This is a genomic window from Pseudomonas sp. WS 5021, from assembly GCF_012985535.1.
GTDB lineage: Bacteria > Pseudomonadota > Gammaproteobacteria > Pseudomonadales > Pseudomonadaceae > Aquipseudomonas.
On record NZ_JAAQWP010000001.1, the window covers coordinates 675762 to 693965 of the forward strand.

An 18204-nucleotide genomic window follows, 5' to 3' on the forward strand; every position below is an offset into this window, starting at 1 on the left:
GGTGTAGCAGTGACACCCAGGTGATGCCATCGCAGGCAAGCCAGCGCCCACATGAAGCCGGCCCCCACAAGGTTATCCGTTAGCCCCTTACTCCCTGCCCTGGATTTCCCCATGAGTTCTGTTGCTGTGTTCAGCAAGGCCTCGCCGTTCGATGCATTGCAGCGCTGGCTCCCCAAACTGGTGCTGGCCCCGAGCATGTTCATCGTCCTGGTGGGCTTCTATGGCTACATCCTGTGGACGTTCGTACTGTCGTTCACCAACTCCACCTTCCTGCCCACCTATAAATGGGTGGGCCTTGCGCAATACGCGCGGTTGTTCGACAACGACCGCTGGTGGGTGGCGAGCAAAAACCTGGCGCTGTTCGGCGGCATGTTTATCGGCATCACCCTGGTGATCGGCGTGTTGCTGGCGGTATTTCTCGACCAGCGCATCCGTCGCGAAGGTTTTATCCGCACCATCTACCTGTACCCGATGGCGCTCTCGATGATCGTCACCGGTACCGCCTGGAAATGGCTGCTCAACCCCGGCATGGGCCTGGACAAACTGCTGCGCGACTGGGGCTGGGAAGGCTTTCGCCTGGACTGGCTGATCGATCCGGATCGTGTGGTGTATTGCCTGGTGATTGCGGCGGTATGGCAAGCCTCGGGTTTTATCATGGCGATGTTCCTCGCCGGCCTGCGTGGGGTTGATCAATCGATCATCCGTGCCGCGCAGATCGACGGCGCCAGCCTGCCGCGCATCTACTGGAGCGTGGTGCTGCCCAGCCTGCGCCCGGTGTTCTTCAGCGCGGTAATGATCCTCGCGCACATTGCCATCAAGAGCTTCGACCTGGTGGCCGCGATGACGGCCGGTGGTCCTGGCTACTCGTCCGACCTGCCGGCGATGTTCATGTACTCCTTCACCTTCAGCCGCGGCCAGATGGGCATGGGCTCGGCCAGTGCGATCCTGATGCTCGGCGCGATCCTTGCGATCATCGTGCCTTACCTGTACTCCGAGCTGAGGACCAAGCGCCATGACTAGTCTCGCCAAACCTTCCATCAGCTTCAGCCGCCTGGCGATCCATGGGGTGCTGATCCTGGCCGTGGTGCTGTACCTGGTGCCGCTGGTGGTCATGCTGCTGACCAGCTTCAAGACCCCGGAAGACATCAGCACCGGCAACCTGCTGAGCTGGCCGACGGTGATTACCGGGATTGGCTGGGTCAAGGCCTGGGCCACGGTGAACGGGTACTTCTGGAACTCGTTCATGATCACCATCCCCGCGGTGCTGATCTCCACCACCATCGGCGCATTGAACGGCTACGTGCTGTCGATGTGGCGTTTTCGCGGTTCGCAGTTGTTCTTCGGGCTGTTGTTGTTCGGCTGCTTCCTGCCGTTCCAGACCGTCTTGCTGCCGGCCTCGTTCACCCTCGGCAAGATGGGCCTGGCCAGCACCACCACGGGCCTGGTGTTTGTGCACGTGGTCTACGGCCTGGCGTTTACCACGCTGTTCTTCCGTAACTACTACGTGAGCATTCCGGATGCGCTGGTCAAGGCTGCGCGCCTGGATGGCGCGGGATTTTTCACCATCTTCCGTCGGATCATCCTGCCGATGTCGACGCCGATCATCATGGTCTGCCTGATCTGGCAGTTCACCCAGATCTGGAACGACTTCCTGTTTGGCGTGGTGTTCTCCAGCGGTGATTCGCAGCCCATCACGGTGGCGCTGAACAACCTGGTCAATACCAGCACCGGGGCCAAGGAATATAACGTTGATATGGCGGCGGCGATGATCGCCGGGCTGCCGACCCTGCTGGTCTATGTGGTCGCAGGCAAGTATTTCGTGCGCGGCCTCACGGCTGGCGCGGTCAAGGGGTAATCATGGCTACGCTCGAACTTCGCAACGTAAACAAGACCTATGGTGCCGGCCTGCCGGACACCTTGAAGAACATCGAACTGTCGATCAAGGACGGTGAGTTCCTGATCCTCGTCGGGCCTTCGGGCTGCGGCAAGTCCACCTTGATGAACTGCATCGCCGGCCTGGAAAACATCAGCGGCGGCGCGATCATGATCGGTGACCAGGACGTCAGCGGCATGAGCCCCAAGGACCGGGACATCGCCATGGTGTTCCAGTCCTACGCGCTGTACCCGACCATGAGCGTGCGCGAGAACATCGAATTCGGCCTGAAGATCCGCAAGATGAGCCAGGCGGCCATCGACGAGGAAGTGGCGCGGGTGGCCAAGTTGCTGCAGATCGAACACCTGCTCAATCGCAAGCCGGGCCAGCTCTCCGGTGGCCAGCAACAGCGCGTGGCCATGGGCCGGGCGCTGGCGCGGCGGCCGAAGATCTATCTGTTCGACGAGCCGCTGTCCAACCTCGACGCCAAGCTGCGGGTCGAGATGCGCACCGAAATGAAACTGATGCACCAACGCCTGAAAACCACCACGGTCTATGTGACCCACGACCAGATCGAAGCCATGACCCTGGGCGACAAAGTGGCGGTGATGAAGGACGGCATCATCCAGCAGTTCGGCACGCCCAAAGACATCTACAACGATCCGGCCAACCTGTTTGTGGCGAGCTTTATCGGCTCGCCGCCGATGAACTTCATCCCCCTGCGCCTGCAACGCAAGGAAGGCCGCCTGCTGGCCCTGCTCGACAGCGGCCAGGCGCGTTGCGAGTTGCCATTGGGCATGAACGATGCGGGTCTTGAAGACCGCGACGTGATCCTTGGCCTGCGCCCGGAGCAAATTGTCCTGGCCAGCGGCGAGGGCAATGGCCTGCCGAGCATTCGCGCTGAAGTCCAGGTGACCGAGCCGACCGGCCCGGACACCCTGGTGTTCGTGCAGCTCAATGACACCAAGGTCTGCTGCCGCCTGGCGCCGGACGTAGCGCCGCAAGTGGGCGAGAGCCTGACCTTGCAGTTCGATCCGGCCAAGGTGCTGCTGTTCGACGCCAAGACCGGCGAACGCCTGGGCACCGCCGCGTCAGTGCCAGTGCAACACGCCGACAACGTCACCCAATTTAAAGGCCGCTGAAAATCAAAATGTGGGAGCGGGCTTGCCCGCGATACAGGCCGCTCGGTCTACCAGGCACACCGCAGTGATGCCATCGCGAGCAAGCCCGCTCCCACACATTCGATGTGGATGTTTCGGAAATAGCTGTAAACCGCGTTAGATAAAAACAGTTAATAACAATAAAGACGAGGATGTAGGGATGAAAAAGCAACATAACAACACTCGCTTGATCTGCCAGTTGTCAGCAGTGGCAGCGCTGGTTTTGTCTGCCAATGCGATGGCAGACGAAGCGTTCAGTGCCGATTCCAAGTGGATGACCGGCGATTGGGGCGGCGAGCGGACCAAACTGATCGAGCAGGGTATCGACATCAAGGCCGACTACGTTGGGGAAGCGGGCTACAACGCCCACGGCGGCTACAACGATGACAAGACCGGTCGTTATGCTGACCAGTTCGGCCTCGGCGTAGCGCTGGACCTGCAAAAACTCTGGGGCTGGGACAACACCCAGGCCAAGATCCAGATGACCAGCCGTAACGGCCGCAACATCTCCAATGACCGTATTGGCGACCCACGTGCAAGCACCCTGAGTTCGTCTCAAGAAGTGTACGGCCGTGGCCATATGGTGCGCCTGACCCAGTTCTGGATTCAGCACCAGATGTTCGACAACAAGCTGGATGTGAAACTCGGTTATTTCGGTGAGGGCGAAGACTTCAATACCTTCCCGTGCGACTTCCAGAACCTGTCGTTCTGTGGTTCCCAAGTGGGTAACTACGTCAACACCTGGTACAACTGGCCGGTCAGCCAGGCCGCGATCCGCGTGAAGTACAACATCACGCCAGAGCTGTATGCGCAGATCGGTGCGTACAACCAGAACCCCTCGCAGCTGGAACACGGCAACGGCTTCAAGCTCAGCGGCAGTGGCACCAAAGGTACAGTGATCCCGGTGGAGTTGGTCTGGTCGCCGAAGGTCAATAACCTGCCGGGCGAATACCGTGTGGGTTACTACAAGAGCGCCGCCGATGCTCCCGATGTACGTGAAGACGTCAACGGCGATAACGCGGCCACCACTGGCGCAGACTACCGTACCCGCAGCAGCAAAAAGGGCTACTGGTTCGTTGCGCAACAGCAACTCACCACCCATAACGGCGACGCATCCCGCGGCCTGAACATTGCGGCCAACGCCACCTTCCACGACAAGGAAACCAACACGGTCGACAACTATCAGTCGATCATGCTGGTGTACAAGGGCCCATTCGATGCGCGTCCAAAAGATGACGTGGGCATTGGCGCTGCGCGCCTGCATGTCAACGATGACGTGCGCAAGAACGCCGAGCTGTTGAACGAAGCTGGCGGGTTCACCGATTACAGCCAGGTAGGTTATGCGCCACTGCGCAGCACCGAGTACAACTACGAAATCAACTACGGCTTCCACGTGACCAACTGGTTGACCGTGCGTCCCAACCTGCAATACGTCACCCACCCAGGTGGCGTGGATAAAGTCGACAACGCCTTGGTCGCCGGTCTGAAAATTCAGTCGGTGTTCTAACACGGTTGCGATAAGCTCCTTCTCTCTGTGCGCATTTGCGGGTAGCCATGGCTATCCGCTTTTTTTTGGGCTGGTGCGCATAACTCATGTGGGAGCCGGCCAGCCAGCTTCCACAGGTTCACCCAAGAGGTGAGCGATAGTGATCTACAGGACCGTGGCACATGCATGAGCATCCGCTGCAACGCTTTTTCAAATCCCTGCGCGAGCAGCCGGTATTCGCCTGGGAGCGCTTCCAGATGCGCGACGTGCTGGTGATCGATCATCCGCGGTGCCAGGCGGTGTTCAGCCGCCAGGGGGCGCAGTTGCTGCACTTCCAACCCACAGGCCAGAAGCCATGGCTGTGGTGCGCGGCAAAGTGGCCGCAAGTCGGGGCGATCCGTGGCGGTGTGCCGGTGTGCTGGCCTTGGTATGGCCGCCATCCCAGCGAAAACGCCTGGCCGTCCCATGGTTGGGCACGCTTGATTGACTGGAAACTGCTGGACAGCAGCACCGACGACGACGGCGTGCGCCTGCACTGGCAATTGCAACTGTGCGATTGGCAGGTGGACCTGCATGCGCACCTGGGCGAAAGCCTGGAGCTGCGTCTGAGCACCGAGCACCAGGACGAGCTGCCGTGCCAATTGAGCCATGCGTTGCATGCTTATTGGCGGATCGGCAACGTTGGCGAGGTAGCGCTGTCTGGACTCGACGGGGCACAGGGTTACGACCAGTTGAGTCGCCAGGTTTGCCAGCAGGAAGGTGAGCTGCGCGTCGATGGCGGCTGCCAGCGGGTGTTCCAGCATGAGGGCGAATTGCAGCTCAAGGACCATGCCTGGCAGCGCGAACTGTGCATCGACACTGGCGACAGTGCCGACACGGTGGTCTGGCATCCGGGCAGCCGGCCGTTGCTGGGGGTGAGCTTTAACGAGGCGGCGGGGTTTGTGTGTGTCGAGTCGGCCATGGCCGGGGCCAGCCTGGCGCCGGGGGAGAGGGCGCATTTGAGTTTGCAGGCCCGGGCGGGGGTTTAGCGGCGTTACTGATGCCGTCTTCGCGAGCAAGCCCGCTCCCACAGGTTGACCGAGTCCACCCTTGGAATACGGTCAACCTGTGGGAGCGGGCTTGCTCGCGATAGGGCCGGTATGGCTGGAAGAAATTCCTACCTAGTTGAATTCATCGCCAACCGGATACCGGCTGTCATTCAAGCTTTCCTTGATCTTGCGCAGATGGGGCTGGAAATCCACGCCACGGCGCAAGGTCATGCCGGTGGCCAGCACATCCAGCACCGTCAACTGAATGATCCGCGAGGTCATCGGCATATAGATGTCGGTGTCTTCCGGCAGCGGGATGTTCAGGCTCACCGTACTGGCCTTGGCCAGTGGCGAGTTCTCGGCAGTCACGCCGAGCACCGAGGCGCCGTTTTCCCGGGCGATGCGCGCCACTTCCACCAGCTCGCGGGTGCGGCCGGTGTAGGAAATGATCACGAACAATTCGCCGGTATGCGCCACCGAAGCAATCATCCGTTGCATCAGCACATCCGCATGGGCCGTCACCGACAGGTTGAAACGGAAGAACTTGTGCAGGGCATCCATGGCCACCGGTGCCGAGGCGCCGAGGCCGAAGAAGTGGATCTGCCGCGCCTGGATCAGCAGGTCCACGGCCTTGCTGATCAGGTTCGGGTCCAGGGCCTGGCAGGCGCTGTCCAATGAGGCAATGGCGCTGCCAAAAATCTTCTGCGTGTAGGCCTCGGGGTTATCATCAGCCTCCACTGCACGGCTGACATAGGCGGCGCCACTGGCCAGGCTTTGCGCCAGCTGCAGTTTCAGTTCAGGGTAGCCGCTGACGCCGAACGAACGGCAGAAACGGTTGACCGTCGGTTCACTGACCGAGGCGGCTTGGGCGAGGGCGGCGATCGAGAAGCGGGTCGCCTGCTGTGGGTTGAGCAGGATGACCTCGGCGACTTTTTTCTCGGCCTTGTTCAATTCTTCGAGGCGGTTCCGGATCTGTTCCAGAAGATTTCGCACGCGGTCCATTCAGTCTTTCCTTCGGGCGACGATGCAAGTAAGGGCCAGTAAAAGGTCGACGAGCGGCCCTTGGCGGTGGCCTATCCTACTGAGGGTAGTTGAACACCACCACTCGCAATGCGTATTTTGGGAAAATGTTATGGTTATTACTACATTTTTCCTTGAGTGATGCCTTGAAAAAAGGTATTTGTAGCTTAACTTGATAAAAGAACAAACATCATGCCTTCGATAACCGTGGAACCCTGCACCTTTGCCCTGTTTGGCGCCTTGGGTGATCTGGCGCTGCGCAAGTTATTTCCTGCCCTCTACCAACTCGATGGCGCCGGCCTCTTGCACGCCGACACCCGCATCCTGGCCCTGGCCCGCGAAGCCGGTTCCGAGCAGCAGCACCTGGACCACATCGAGCACGAACTGCGCAAATACGTCGGCCAAGAGCTGGATGAAGCGGTGGCCACGCGCTTCCTGGCGCGCCTGGCGTATGTGCACGTCGATTTCATGAATGCCGATGACTACGTGGCCCTGGCCGCCAAGGCCGGCACCGAACAACGCCTGATCGCCTACTTCGCCACCCCTGCGGCGGTGTATGGCGCGATCTGCGAGAACCTGTCCAAGGTCGGCCTGGCGGACAATACCCGCGTGGTCCTGGAGAAACCCATCGGTTCGGACCTGGAGTCCTCGCGCAAGGTCAACGACGCCGTGGCGCAGTTTTTCCCGGAAAACCGCACCTACCGCATCGACCACTACCTGGGCAAAGAGACGGTTCAAAACCTGATCGCCCTGCGTTTTGCCAACAGCCTGTTTGAAACCCAGTGGAACCAGCACTACATCTCCCACGTGGAAATCACTGTGGCCGAGCAAGTGGGGATCGAAGGCCGCTGGGGTTATTTCGACAAGGCCGGGCAACTGCGGGACATGATCCAGAATCATTTGTTGCAACTGCTCTGCCTGATCGCCATGGACCCGCCGGCCGACTTGTCCGCCGACAGCATCCGCGACGAGAAGGTCAAGGTGCTCAAGGCCCTGGCGCCGATCAGCCCGGAAGGCCTGACCACCCAAGTGGTACGCGGCCAGTACATCGCAGGCTACAGCGCCGGCAAGCCGGTGCCGGGTTACCTGGAAGAAGAGAACTCCAACACCCAGAGCGACACCGAGACCTTCGTTGCCCTGCGTGCCGATATCCGCAACTGGCGTTGGGCCGGGGTGCCGTTCTACCTGCGTACCGGCAAGCGCATGCCGCAAAAACTGTCGCAGATCGTCATCCACTTCAAGGAACCGTCCCACTATATCTTCGCCCCCGAGCAGCGCCTGCAGATCAGCAACAAGCTGATCATCCGCCTGCAACCGGACGAAGGGATTTCCTTGCGCGTGATGACCAAGGAGCAGGGCCTGGACAAGGGCATGCAACTGCGCAGCGGGCCACTGCAACTGAATTTTTCCGACACCTACCGTAGCACGCGGATTCCCGATGCCTACGAGCGGTTGTTACTGGAAGTGATGCGCGGCAATCAGAACCTGTTTGTGCGTAAAGATGAAATCGAAGCCGCGTGGAAGTGGTGTGACCAGTTGATCGCCGGGTGGAAAAAGTCCGGTGATGCACCCAAGCCGTACGCGGCGGGTTCCTGGGGGCCGATGAGCTCCATTGCACTGATCACGCGGGATGGGAGGTCGTGGTATGGCGATATCTGATTTGAAACTGCCCCAGGGCGTAACACCTCATGAGTTCCGCACGCCAGTGCTGCTGGCCGAAGGCTTGGCCAATGACGTGGCTGAACAACTGCGCGCGGCCATCAGCGCCCGTGGCGCAGCCACCCTGGTGGTGTCCGGTGGCCGCAGCCCGGTGGCGTTTTTCCAGAATCTGGCCAAGCAGGGCCTGGACTGGTCCAAGGTGACTATCACCCTGGCCGACGAGCGCTGGGTGCCGGTGGAACATGCCGACAGCAACGCCGGCCTGCTGAAGAAACATCTGCTGCAAGGCCCGGCGGCCAAGGCCAGATTTTTGAGCCTCTACAGTGCCGCGGCGAACCTCGACGGCGCCGCCGAACAAGCCGATCGCCTGCTGGCCGAACTGCCGGCGATCGATGTGCTGGTGCTGGGCATGGGCGATGACGGGCACACCGCGTCGTTGTTCCCCAACAGCCCGAACCTGACCCAAGCACTGCAGCCCGATGGCACGCGCCGGTGCTGGCCTATGCTGGCGCCGAGCGTGCCCCATCAGCGCCTGACCATGAGTCGTGCGCTGTTGGCCAGTGCCCGCTACACAGTGTTGTCGATTGCCGGCGACTCGAAACTCCACACCCTGAGCGAAGCGCTGGCCGGCGACGATGTTGCCGGCATGCCGATTCGCGCGTTTTTGCAACCTACTCTAGAGATTTACTGGTGCCCATGAGCCAAGGATCAGCCGCTATGAAAAGCCCTCACCCGACCGTGTCCATGGCGGATAAAGTTGCCCTGATCGACAGCCTCTGCGCCAAGGCGCGGATCCTGCCGGTGATCACCATTGCCCGCGAACAGGACATTCTGCCCCTGGCCGATGCCCTGGCGGCGGGTGGCTTGACCGCGCTGGAAGTGACCCTGCGTTCGCAGCTCGGGCTCAAGGCCATCCAGGTCCTGCGCGAGCAGCGTCCGGAGTTGGTGACGGGCGCGGGCACGGTGCTCGATCGCACCATGCTGGCGGCGGCCGAGGCGGCGGGCTCGCAGTTTATCGTCACCCCCGGCATTACCCGCGACCTGCTTGAAGCCAGTGTCGACAGCCCGATCCCGCTGCTGCCCGGCATCAGCAATGCCTCCGGCATCATGGAAGGCTATGGCCTGGGTTATCGCCGCTTCAAGCTGTTCCCGGCGGAAGTCAGCGGCGGCGTAGCGGCCATCAAGGCCCTGGGCGGCCCGTTTGGCGAAGTGAAATTCTGCCCCACTGGCGGCGTTGGCCCGGCCAACATCAAACACTACATGGCGTTGAAAAACGTGATGTGCGTGGGCGGTAGCTGGATGCTTGATCCGGAGTGGATCAAGAACGGCGACTGGGCGCGCATCCAGGAAGTCACCGCCCAGGCGCTGGCGCTGCTGGATTGATCTGATTTACTGAATCGTTGTTGCTGTGCTTCACGGCATGTTTGCGGCGCACTTGGTCGGTGCGCCGCTTTTTTTTGCCTATAGAAAAGCGAAATATCACCGCAATTCAAATGAGGGTGGCTTGTGTGGGAACTGGCTTGCCTGCGATGGCCATAGGTATCTACACAACTCTCTTCTCGGTTTGTGTACATATCCATTGCTGCGGTAACGGCCACTTAGGGTTCCGCCCTTACGGCGGCTCACTTTGGAGAAGCGCCAAAGTAAGCAAAACGCTCTTGCCCCACCACTCGGTGCCTCGCCTAGGCTCGGCATGCCCGCAGGCAGGTATTGCTCCGTGGGCCCGCCGCGATCGGCCATCCATGGCCGTGTCGCGGCTACCCCGGCATCCTGCCGGGGTGCCCACTGCGCAATACCTGCCTGCGGCCATCGTGGTTTGACGGGGCGCCTAAGATCAAAACCAGGGCAACAGCAGAGCCAGAGCGCGAAGCTGCATTCCCCTGTAGGAGCTGGCTTGCCTGCGATGACGGCAGGTCTGCCAACAGATTCATCTACTGATACACCGCCATCGCAGGCAAGCCAGCTCCTACATTTTAATCAGTGTTCAGCTCGGTAATCGCATTGACCAGCACGCCGATGTCCGCCGCGGACGTCACCAACCCCGGCGTCACCCGTATGCAGGTACCAAACGCCGCGCCACTGCGCAGGGTGGTAAACAGGTTGTGCTCAGCTAGCAATCGATCCGCCATCACTTGCTGATCGCGCCCGCTGAATTTGAACGCGGTAATCGCGCAATACAGCCGTGGATCATCCGGGGTCACTACCTCGATCCCCGGCAATGGCCGCACCTGGCTCACCCACAGGTCACGCAGGTAACTCAATCGCGCGCCCTTGGCCTGCGCACCGCCCAGGGCCCGATGTTCTTCGAACACCAGCGGCAAGGTCATCAGCGCCGGAAAGTTCGGTGTGCTGTAGGGCGTACGGGCGCGCACATCGGTTGCCGGGTAATGGAATTCGCCCATGTCCGGATCAATTTCCGCCAGACGCCCAGGGGCTATATACACAAAGCCCAGGGTCAGCGGCGCACCGATCCACTTGTGCAGGTTGAAGCCGGCGAACGAGATGCCCAGCCGGTCCAGGTCGAAGTCGATCAGGCCCAACGCGTGGGCGCCATCGAGGATGATCTCGACGCCATACTCCCGTGCCGCGTGGGCGATGGCCTCGACCGGCATCACCAGGCCGGTACGGTGGGTGACATAGGTCAGGGCCATCAGTTTCAGGCGTGGGTAACGGCTGAAAGTGTCGCGATAGGTCTGCACCAGGCTGTCGAAACTGGCCGGGTGGGCGTGGGACACTTCGATCACCTCCACCCCACGGTAGCCGGCGAGCCAGCGCATGGCGCCCTTGACCGTGTCGTATTCCAGGTCGCTGATCAGCACCTGGTCACCCGGTTGCAGGCGGTTGTAGTTGCGGATCAGCGACTGCAGGGCTTCGGTGGCATTGCGGGTGAAGGCGACGGCTTCTGGATCGACGTTGATCAACTCGGCCAACTGCCGGCGAATCTCGACATCTTGCCCTTGCTCGAAGCGCTGGCGCACATGCACCGAGTTGCTGCGATTGATAAACGCCACGTGCTCCTGATACTGCACCAGCACCGCGCGGCTCATGCGGGCGAAGTAGCCGTTTTCCAGATTGATGGGGCCGGGCTCCAGCTCATAGCGCTGGGCAATGGCCTGCCAATAGGCCTCGTCGCGGGTGTGGGGCATGGTCAGGCTCGATTAGTGGCGGGGGGCGGGTTTGCCATGTTTGGCGCGCAACGGTTCCAGCAGTTCGGCGAGGCCGTTGTGGTCGATTTCCTGCATCAACGCCAGCAGGCCGCCCAACTCGCCGTGGGGGAATCCTTCGCGGGCAAACCAGTTCAGGTAAGGGCCGGGCAGGTCAGCAATGATCGTGCCTTTGTACTTGCCGAATGGCATTTGGCGGGTGATCAGCAGTTCGAGTTTTTCGGGGTTCATACGGGCTTCAGGCAATCAGGAGGGTGCCTTGGAAAATACAGGCATTCTGCATGAAGGCCAAATGACAGATCATGCAAATAAAGCGGATACAGATTTGCCTTTTATTTATAAGTCATTGAAAACAAAAGATTAAATATTAATTCAAGACCTGGCACGGGCGCTGCAACTATCCCAATACGTTTCTAAACCCGCGAAGGAATTGAAAAATGACTGACATCAACAAAGAATCGATCTCCGTACTCAATGACCTGATCGAAACCAGTAAAGACGGCCAAGAAGGCTTCAAGACCTGCGCAGAAGACATCAAGCATCCAGAGCTCAAGGCGCTGTTCACCAAGCGTTCAGCAGACTGCGCGACGGCGGCTGCCGAACTGCAAACGGCCGTGCGCGCCTTGGGTGGTGACCCGGAAGATTCCGGCAGCGTTGCCGGTGCACTGCACCGTGGTTGGGTGGACGTGAAGTCGATGGTGACAGGCAAGGACGAAGAGGCCGTGCTCAACGAAGCCGAGCGCGGTGAAGACCACGCATTGAAGGCTTATAAAGAAGCCATCGAGAAAATCACCAAGCACAACCTGGTGGGTATTCGTGACCTGGTTGAGCGTCAGTACCACGGTGCGCAGCGCAATCACGACCAGGTCAAAGCCTTGCGTAACCAGGCTCGCGCCCAGTCCTGAACCGCGGTGCAGTAACAAATGTGGGAGCGGGCAAGCCTGCTCTCACAGGTAATTGCGCCGTACCGGTTTTTTGAGTACACCCCGATACAAATGTGGGAGCTGGCTTGCCTGCGATAGCGGTTGATCAGTCGATGTACGTATCGACTGAAATGACGCCATCGCGTGCAAGCCCGCTCCCATATTTTTTATTTCACATGCCTGATCAGCCGATGCTGATTGCCGGCAACTCGGTCAAGGTCACAACCTGCTGTTTGCGTGGCGCGAGGATCTCGGCTTCGCCATCCACCACCAACTCATCACGCTGGTTGAACACCTGAGTGGCAATCCGCACGCGGAACTTGGGCAGCTTCTCGAGGATTTCCAGACGTACGGTCAGGGTGTCGCCGATTTTCACCGGCTTCTGGAAGCTCATCTGCTGGCCGATATAGATAGTGCCCGGCCCAGGCAACTCACAGGCGACTGCCGCGCTGATCAAAGCGCCGCTGAACATGCCGTGGGCGATACGCTCCTTGAACATGGTCGCCTTGGCGAATTCGGCATCCAGGTGTACCGGGTTATGGTCGCCGGACATTGCCGCGAACAGCTGGATATCGCGCTCTTCCACGGTTTTGCTGTAGGTGGCTTTCTGGCCAACTTCGAGGGCTTCGTAGGGAGTGTTGGTAACCTGGGTCATCTAATCGTGCATCCTGTGGCTAATCGATAATCTTAATTCGTTGATTTTAAACGAAAATATTTGTGCGTTCACTCGCAGCGCGCAGGCCTTCGATGGTCCACGGCCTGTGCCATCCATGCCAGCACATCGGCGGTGACCGCATCACGGTTGGTTTCATTGAAGAGTTCGTGGCGTGCTTGCGGGTAAATGTTCACTTGCAGGTTCTGGCAGCCTGCATGCCGCAGCGCGTTAGCCAGACGGGTGAGACGCTTGCCCTCACTGACCGGATCACATTCGCCGCCCATCACCAGAATCGGCAGGCCCGGATCAATCTGTTTGAGATTGGACGCTTTGCTGATTTGCTGCAAGCCGCCGAGCAGGTCGATCCACAGCTGGTTGGTGCAGCGAAAGCCGCACAGGGGGTCGCTGACGTACTTGTCCACCTCGTCCGGGTCGCGGCTCAGCCAGTCGAATGCCGTGCGGTTAGGCTTGAAGGCCTTGTTGAATGAGCCAAACGATAGAAACTCGATCAACGCGCTACGGCCCCGCAGGCCCTGGCGCAGGCGTTCGGCGCGGGCGATCAGTTGGGCTGCGCGGTACAGGGCCACCGGCTGGAAGTTCGAGCCACTGAGAATCGCCCCATGCAGGCTGGCGCTGTGATGCAGCAAATAGGCCTGGGCGATGTAGCTGCCCATGCTGTGGCCCAGCAGGATGATCGGCACACCGGGGGCCTGCTGGCCGATGTGCTGGTTGAGCGCGGCCAGGTCACCTACCACTTTGTTCCAGCCATCGCGTTCGGCGAACAGGCCCAGGGTGCCTTCATCGGCCGTACGGCCGTGGCCGCGCTGGTCTGGGGCATACACACCGTAGCCTGCGTCACACAGGGCCTGGGCCAGGCGCCCATAGCGGCCGCTGTGCTCGGCCATGCCATGGGCCAACATCACCAGCGCCGTGGGCGGCCCGTCCGGTAGCCATTGGTTGACGTACAGGCGGCTGCGGTCGTTCGCGGTCAGCCAGAAAGTGGTGTGGTTCATGGCGCTTCCTTTGCTCAGGGTCGTTGCAGTGTATAGCTCATCCGGGGGCGGGCGTCTGATCACCCTTGGCCTCAGGGGCAAGATTCATACAATCAATGACACGTTTTAGTGTATTTGCCTGTTTGGCCATAGCTGCTAACGTCCCCGAAGCTCCGCTTCCCATAAACAGCCGGAAGCGGTCGGGCACACTCGGGTAAGAGGACAAGAATAATGCAACCTGATTTCTGGAATGACAAACGCGCGGCCGGTGTGCCCAACGAGCTTGACCTGTCGGCGTACAAGTCAGTAATCGAAGTCTTCGAGCGTTCCTGCAAGGCGTTTGCCGACCGTCCGGCATTCAGCAACATGGGGATCACCCTGACCTACGCCGACCTGGAGCGCCAGAGCGCGGCGTTCGCCGGCTACCTGCAGCACCACACCGATCTCAAGCCGGGCGACCGTATCGCGGTGCAGATGCCCAACGTCCTGCATTACCCGATTGCCGTGTTCGGCGCCTTGCGCGCCGGGCTGGTGGTGGTCAACACCAACCCGCTGTACACCCCGCGGGAAATGCGCCATCAGTTCAAGGACGCGGGCATTCGTGGGCTGGTCTACCTCAACCTGTTCGGCTCCAGGGTCCAGGAAGTGGCGGCCGACACCGAGATCGAATACCTGATCGAAGCAAAAATGGGCGACTTCATGCCTGCCGCCAAGGGTTGGCTGATCAACACCGTGGTCGACAAGGTGAAGAAAATGGTCCCGGCCTACAGCCTGCCTCGGGCGGTGTCGTTCAAGCGCGCCTTGCGCATGGGCGCGGGCCTGGCCGTGACCCGTCATCCGATGACTCTCGATGACATCGCCGTGCTGCAATACACCGGCGGCACCACCGGCCTGGCCAAGGGCGCGATGCTCACCCACGGCAACCTGGTGGCGAATATGCAGCAGGTGCGGGCGTGCATGTCCCAGTTGCGTGAAGACGGGCATCCGCTGGTCAAGGAAGGGCAGGAGGTGATGATTGCGCCGCTGCCGCTGTACCACATCTATGCCTTCACCGCGAACTGCATGTGCATGATGGTCACCGGCAACCACAACGTGCTGATCACCAATCCACGGGACATCGGCGGCTTTATCAAGGAACTGAAGAAGTGGCGGTTCACCGGGCTGCTGGGGCTCAACACGCTGTTTGTCGCGCTGATGGAACACCCGGACTTCAAGACCCTGGACTTCTCCCACCTGAAGATCACCAACTCCGGCGGCACCGCCCTGGTCAAGGCCACCGCCGAGCGCTGGAAGCAGATCACCGGTTGTTCCATCGGCGAAGGCTACGGCCTGACCGAAACGTCGCCGGTGGCCAGCACCAACCCCTACGGTGATCAATCGCGCCTGGGCACCGTGGGTATTCCGGTGCCGGGCACGGCGATGAAGGTCATCGATGACGCCGGCGAGGAGTTGCCGCTGGGTGAGCGGGGCGAGCTGTGCATCAAGGGCCCGCAGGTCATGAAGGGCTACTGGCAGCAACCGGCGGCCACCGCCGAGACCCTGGACGCCGAAGGTTGGCTCAAGACTGGCGATATTGCGGTGATCGACCCGGACGGGTTTGTGCGCATTGTCGATCGCAAGAAGGACCTGATCATCGTCTCGGGCTTCAATGTGTACCCCAACGAGATCGAGGATGTGGTGATGGCCCACCCCAACGTCGCCAACTGCGCAGTGATCGGCGTGCCGGACGAGCGTACCGGCGAGGCGGTGAAACTGTTCGTGGTGGCGCGGGCCCAGGGCGTCAGCCTTGAGGAGCTGAAGACCTACTGCAAGGCCAACTTCACCGGCTACAAAGTGCCCAAGCACATTGTGTTGCGGGACTCGCTGCCGATGACGCCGGTGGGAAAAATCCTACGGCGCGAGCTTCGCGACATCGCCTGATCTCAATTGAAATACGATTCAAATGTGGGAGCTGGCTTGCCTGCGATGGCGGTGTATCAGTCGAAGGATGCGTCGACTGGCCCGCCGCCATCGCAGGCAAGCCAGCTCCCACATTTACTGCGTACGCCCTTAAAGTAGAGCTGTTTTGCAGCTTATAGAATTTTTGCTCTAAAAGTGACTACTGGATATTCTTGAGTCATGTTTATGACTGTAGGACCTTCTTTTGGCTCTAGGCGGCCCTTTGCAAAGCTGCTACTCTCGGCGCGCTTTGTGACCTCTCGGCCTGCTTGAAACAGCCAGAATCACCTAAAAACACACACAAATAATAATCGCATCAAATGCGGTGAATGAATTCGCGTCGCTGAGGAGTGGGCTTCCATGATCGAAGACTTTTGGAAGGATAAGTACCCCGCCGGGATTGCTGCAGACATCAATCCAGACGAGTATCAAAATATTCAGGCGGTACTGAAACAGTCCTGCCAGCGCTTCGCCAACAAACCGGCTTTCAGCAACCTGGGCAAGACAATCACCTACGGTGAGCTGTACGAATTGTCCGGTGCCTTTGCCGCGTACCTGCAACAGCATACCGACTTGCAGCCCGGTGATCGAATCGCCGTGCAACTGCCCAACCTCTTGCAATACCCGGTCGCCGTGTTCGGTGCCATCCGTGCCGGCCTGATCGTGGTCAACACCAACCCGCTGTACACCGCGCGGGAAATGGAACACCAGTTCAACGACTCCGGGGCCAAGGCCCTGATCTGCCTGGCCAACATGGCGCACCTGGCAGAAAAGGTCGTGCCCAAGACTGGCGTCAAGCACGTGATCGTCACCGAAGTGGCTGACCTGTTGCCGCCGCTCAAGCGGCTACTGATCAACAGCGTCATCAAGTACGTGAAGAAAATGGTCCCGGCCTATCACTTGCCCCAGGCGATCAAGTTCAACGACGTCCTGGCCAAGGGCTATGGTCAACCTGTCACCGACGCCAGCCCTGCCAGCGAAGACGTGGCCGTGCTGCAATACACCGGTGGCACCACCGGCGTAGCCAAGGGTGCGATGCTGACCCATCGCAACCTGGTAGCCAACATGCTGCAATGCAAGGCGCTGATGGGCTCCAACCTCAATGAAGGTTGCGAAATCCTGATCACGCCGCTGCCGCTTTACCATATCTATGCCTTCACCTTTCATTGCATGGCGATGATGCTGATCGGCAACCACAACATCCTGATCAGCAACCCGCGCGACCTGCCGGCGATGGTCAAGGAGTTGTCGAAGTGGAAGTTCAGCGGTTTTGTCGGCCTGAACACCTTGTTCGTGGCCCTGTGCAACAACGAAGGCTTTCGCAAGCTGGATTTCTCTGCGCTCAAGGTCACCCTGTCGGGCGGCATGGCCCTGCAACTGGCGGCCGCCGAGCGTTGGAAAGCCGTGACCGGCTGCAATATCTGCGAAGGCTACGGCATGACCGAAACCAGCCCGGTGGCCACGGTCAACCCAATCCAGAATATCCAGATCGGCACCATCGGCATCCCGGTGCCTTCGACCCTGTGCAAAGTCATCTCGGATGAGGGCGTCGAGTTGCCCCTGGGTGAAATCGGCGAACTGTGCGTCAAGGGCCCGCAAGTGATGAAGGGCTATTGGCAGCGTGAAGACGCCACCGCCGAAGTGCTCGACAGCGAAGGCTGGTTGAAGACAGGTGATATCGCGATCATCCAGCCAGACGGCTACATGCGCATCGTCGACCGCAAGAAAGACATGATTCTGGTCTCCGGCTTCAACGTCTACCCCAACGAACTGGAGGACGTGCTGGCAAGCCTGCCAGGCGTACTGCAATGCGCGGCCATTGGTGTACCGGACGAAAAGTCGGGCGAGCACATCAAGCTGTTCATCGTGGTCAAGCCGGGCGCGACCCTGACCAAGGAGCAGGTGATGGAGCACATGCGCGCCAACGTCACCGGCTACAAAGTACCCAAGGCTGTCGAGTTCCGCGAGGCACTGCCGACCACCAACGTGGGCAAGATCCTGCGTCGCGAGTTGCGTGATGAAGAGCTCAAGAAGCTTGGCCTGAAGAAGTAAACAAAAAGCCCCGCGCATGCGGGGCTTTTTATTGGGCGCTGAGTTTCGACTGACCCACCGCTATCGCCGCGATGCGGCGACCCGACAAGCCATTTTTCCTGGGCCACACTCAAAACTCCTGTACAGCACAACCCCCTGTGGGAGCGGGCTTGCTCGCGAAAGCAGTGGGTCAGCCAACATCGTTTGCTGGGCCGACGTCTTCGCGAGCAAGCCCGCTCCCACAGGGGGGCTGCGCTTAACTGACTGGCATTAGG

General features: G+C 60.1%; 16 protein-coding genes. 11 read left to right on the forward strand and 5 right to left on the reverse strand.

Going from position 1 to position 18204, the window contains the following annotated elements; translation table 11 throughout:
* Positions 1 to 111: 111 nt before the first annotated feature.
* The 5 genes from HBO19_RS03080 (at position 112) to HBO19_RS03100 (ending at position 5547) form a co-directional block, all read left to right on the forward strand.
* Positions 112 to 1020, forward strand: coding sequence for a sugar ABC transporter permease (locus HBO19_RS03080; RefSeq protein WP_029296391.1), 909 nt, complete (start codon positions 112 to 114; stop codon positions 1018 to 1020).
* The gene (locus HBO19_RS03085) at positions 1013 to 1855 is read left to right on the forward strand and encodes a carbohydrate ABC transporter permease (RefSeq protein WP_169955352.1); all 843 of its coding nucleotides are present in this window, start codon (positions 1013 to 1015) and stop codon (positions 1853 to 1855) included. The genes HBO19_RS03080 and HBO19_RS03085 overlap by 8 nt, the downstream gene beginning before the upstream one ends.
* A 2-nt stretch (positions 1856 to 1857) precedes the next feature.
* Positions 1858 to 3015, forward strand: coding sequence for a sn-glycerol-3-phosphate ABC transporter ATP-binding protein UgpC (gene ugpC, locus HBO19_RS03090; protein ID WP_057444178.1), 1158 nt, complete (start codon positions 1858 to 1860; stop codon positions 3013 to 3015).
* 178 nt (positions 3016 to 3193) lie between these two features.
* Positions 3194 to 4540: a carbohydrate porin gene (locus HBO19_RS03095; RefSeq protein ID WP_170041918.1), complete on the forward strand. Its 1347-nt coding sequence runs from the start codon at positions 3194 to 3196 to the stop codon at positions 4538 to 4540.
* A gap of 161 nt (positions 4541 to 4701) precedes the next feature.
* Positions 4702 to 5547: a D-hexose-6-phosphate mutarotase gene (locus HBO19_RS03100; protein ID WP_170056870.1), complete on the forward strand. Its 846-nt coding sequence runs from the start codon at positions 4702 to 4704 to the stop codon at positions 5545 to 5547.
* A 132-nt stretch (positions 5548 to 5679) separates the two neighbouring features.
* On the opposite strand, the gene HBO19_RS03105 is transcribed toward HBO19_RS03100, so the two are convergent.
* Positions 5680 to 6540, reverse strand: a complete 861-nt coding sequence (locus HBO19_RS03105) for a MurR/RpiR family transcriptional regulator (protein ID WP_169851198.1) — start codon at positions 6538 to 6540, stop codon at positions 5680 to 5682.
* A gap of 219 nt (positions 6541 to 6759) precedes the next feature.
* Here HBO19_RS03105 and zwf point away from each other — a divergent pair, with 219 nt between their 5' ends.
* Genes zwf through HBO19_RS03120 form a run of 3 tightly spaced genes read left to right on the forward strand, consistent with a single transcriptional unit; the run spans position 6760 to position 9609 of the window.
* The gene (zwf, locus tag HBO19_RS03110) at positions 6760 to 8226 is read left to right on the forward strand and encodes a glucose-6-phosphate dehydrogenase (protein ID WP_169955348.1); all 1467 of its coding nucleotides are present in this window, start codon (positions 6760 to 6762) and stop codon (positions 8224 to 8226) included.
* Positions 8213 to 8926, forward strand: coding sequence for a 6-phosphogluconolactonase (gene pgl, locus HBO19_RS03115; RefSeq protein WP_170056871.1), 714 nt, complete (start codon positions 8213 to 8215; stop codon positions 8924 to 8926). Before zwf ends, pgl begins: the two co-directional genes overlap by 14 nt.
* Positions 8927 to 8943: 17 nt before the next feature.
* Entirely contained in the window at positions 8944 to 9609 is a 666-nt protein-coding gene (locus HBO19_RS03120) for a bifunctional 4-hydroxy-2-oxoglutarate aldolase/2-dehydro-3-deoxy-phosphogluconate aldolase (RefSeq protein WP_170056872.1), read from the forward strand.
* Between the two features lie 590 nt (positions 9610 to 10199).
* Here HBO19_RS03120 and HBO19_RS03125 read toward each other — a convergent pair.
* Both HBO19_RS03125 and HBO19_RS03130 read right to left on the reverse strand, forming a co-directional pair.
* A complete protein-coding gene (locus tag HBO19_RS03125) occupies positions 10200 to 11372 on the reverse strand; it encodes an aminotransferase class V-fold PLP-dependent enzyme (protein ID WP_170056873.1) in 1173 nt (390 codons plus the stop codon).
* A 12-nt stretch (positions 11373 to 11384) separates the two neighbouring features.
* A complete protein-coding gene (locus HBO19_RS03130) occupies positions 11385 to 11621 on the reverse strand; it encodes a DUF3820 family protein (protein ID WP_170056874.1) in 237 nt (78 codons plus the stop codon).
* 206 nt (positions 11622 to 11827) lie between these two features.
* Here HBO19_RS03130 and HBO19_RS03135 point away from each other — a divergent pair, with 206 nt between their 5' ends.
* Positions 11828 to 12295, forward strand: coding sequence for a PA2169 family four-helix-bundle protein (locus HBO19_RS03135; RefSeq protein ID WP_170056875.1), 468 nt, complete (start codon positions 11828 to 11830; stop codon positions 12293 to 12295).
* A gap of 202 nt (positions 12296 to 12497) precedes the next feature.
* Here the strand turns inward: HBO19_RS03135 and HBO19_RS03140 are convergent, their stop codons facing one another.
* Positions 12498 to 12968, reverse strand: coding sequence for a MaoC family dehydratase (locus HBO19_RS03140; RefSeq protein WP_032862565.1), 471 nt, complete (start codon positions 12966 to 12968; stop codon positions 12498 to 12500).
* A gap of 68 nt (positions 12969 to 13036) precedes the next feature.
* On the reverse strand, positions 13037 to 13981 hold the full coding sequence (locus HBO19_RS03145) for an alpha/beta hydrolase (protein WP_170056876.1): 945 nt from the start codon (positions 13979 to 13981) through the stop codon (positions 13037 to 13039).
* A 210-nt stretch (positions 13982 to 14191) separates the two neighbouring features.
* Between HBO19_RS03145 and fadD2 the strand changes: the two genes are divergently transcribed.
* Both fadD2 and fadD1 read left to right on the forward strand, forming a co-directional pair.
* Positions 14192 to 15880: a long-chain-fatty-acid--CoA ligase FadD2 gene (gene fadD2 / locus HBO19_RS03150; RefSeq protein ID WP_170056877.1), complete on the forward strand. Its 1689-nt coding sequence runs from the start codon at positions 14192 to 14194 to the stop codon at positions 15878 to 15880.
* A 378-nt stretch (positions 15881 to 16258) separates the two neighbouring features.
* Positions 16259 to 17950, forward strand: a complete 1692-nt coding sequence (gene fadD1 / locus HBO19_RS03155) for a long-chain-fatty-acid--CoA ligase FadD1 (protein WP_170056878.1) — start codon at positions 16259 to 16261, stop codon at positions 17948 to 17950.
* The last annotated feature ends 254 nt before the right edge of the window (positions 17951 to 18204 follow it).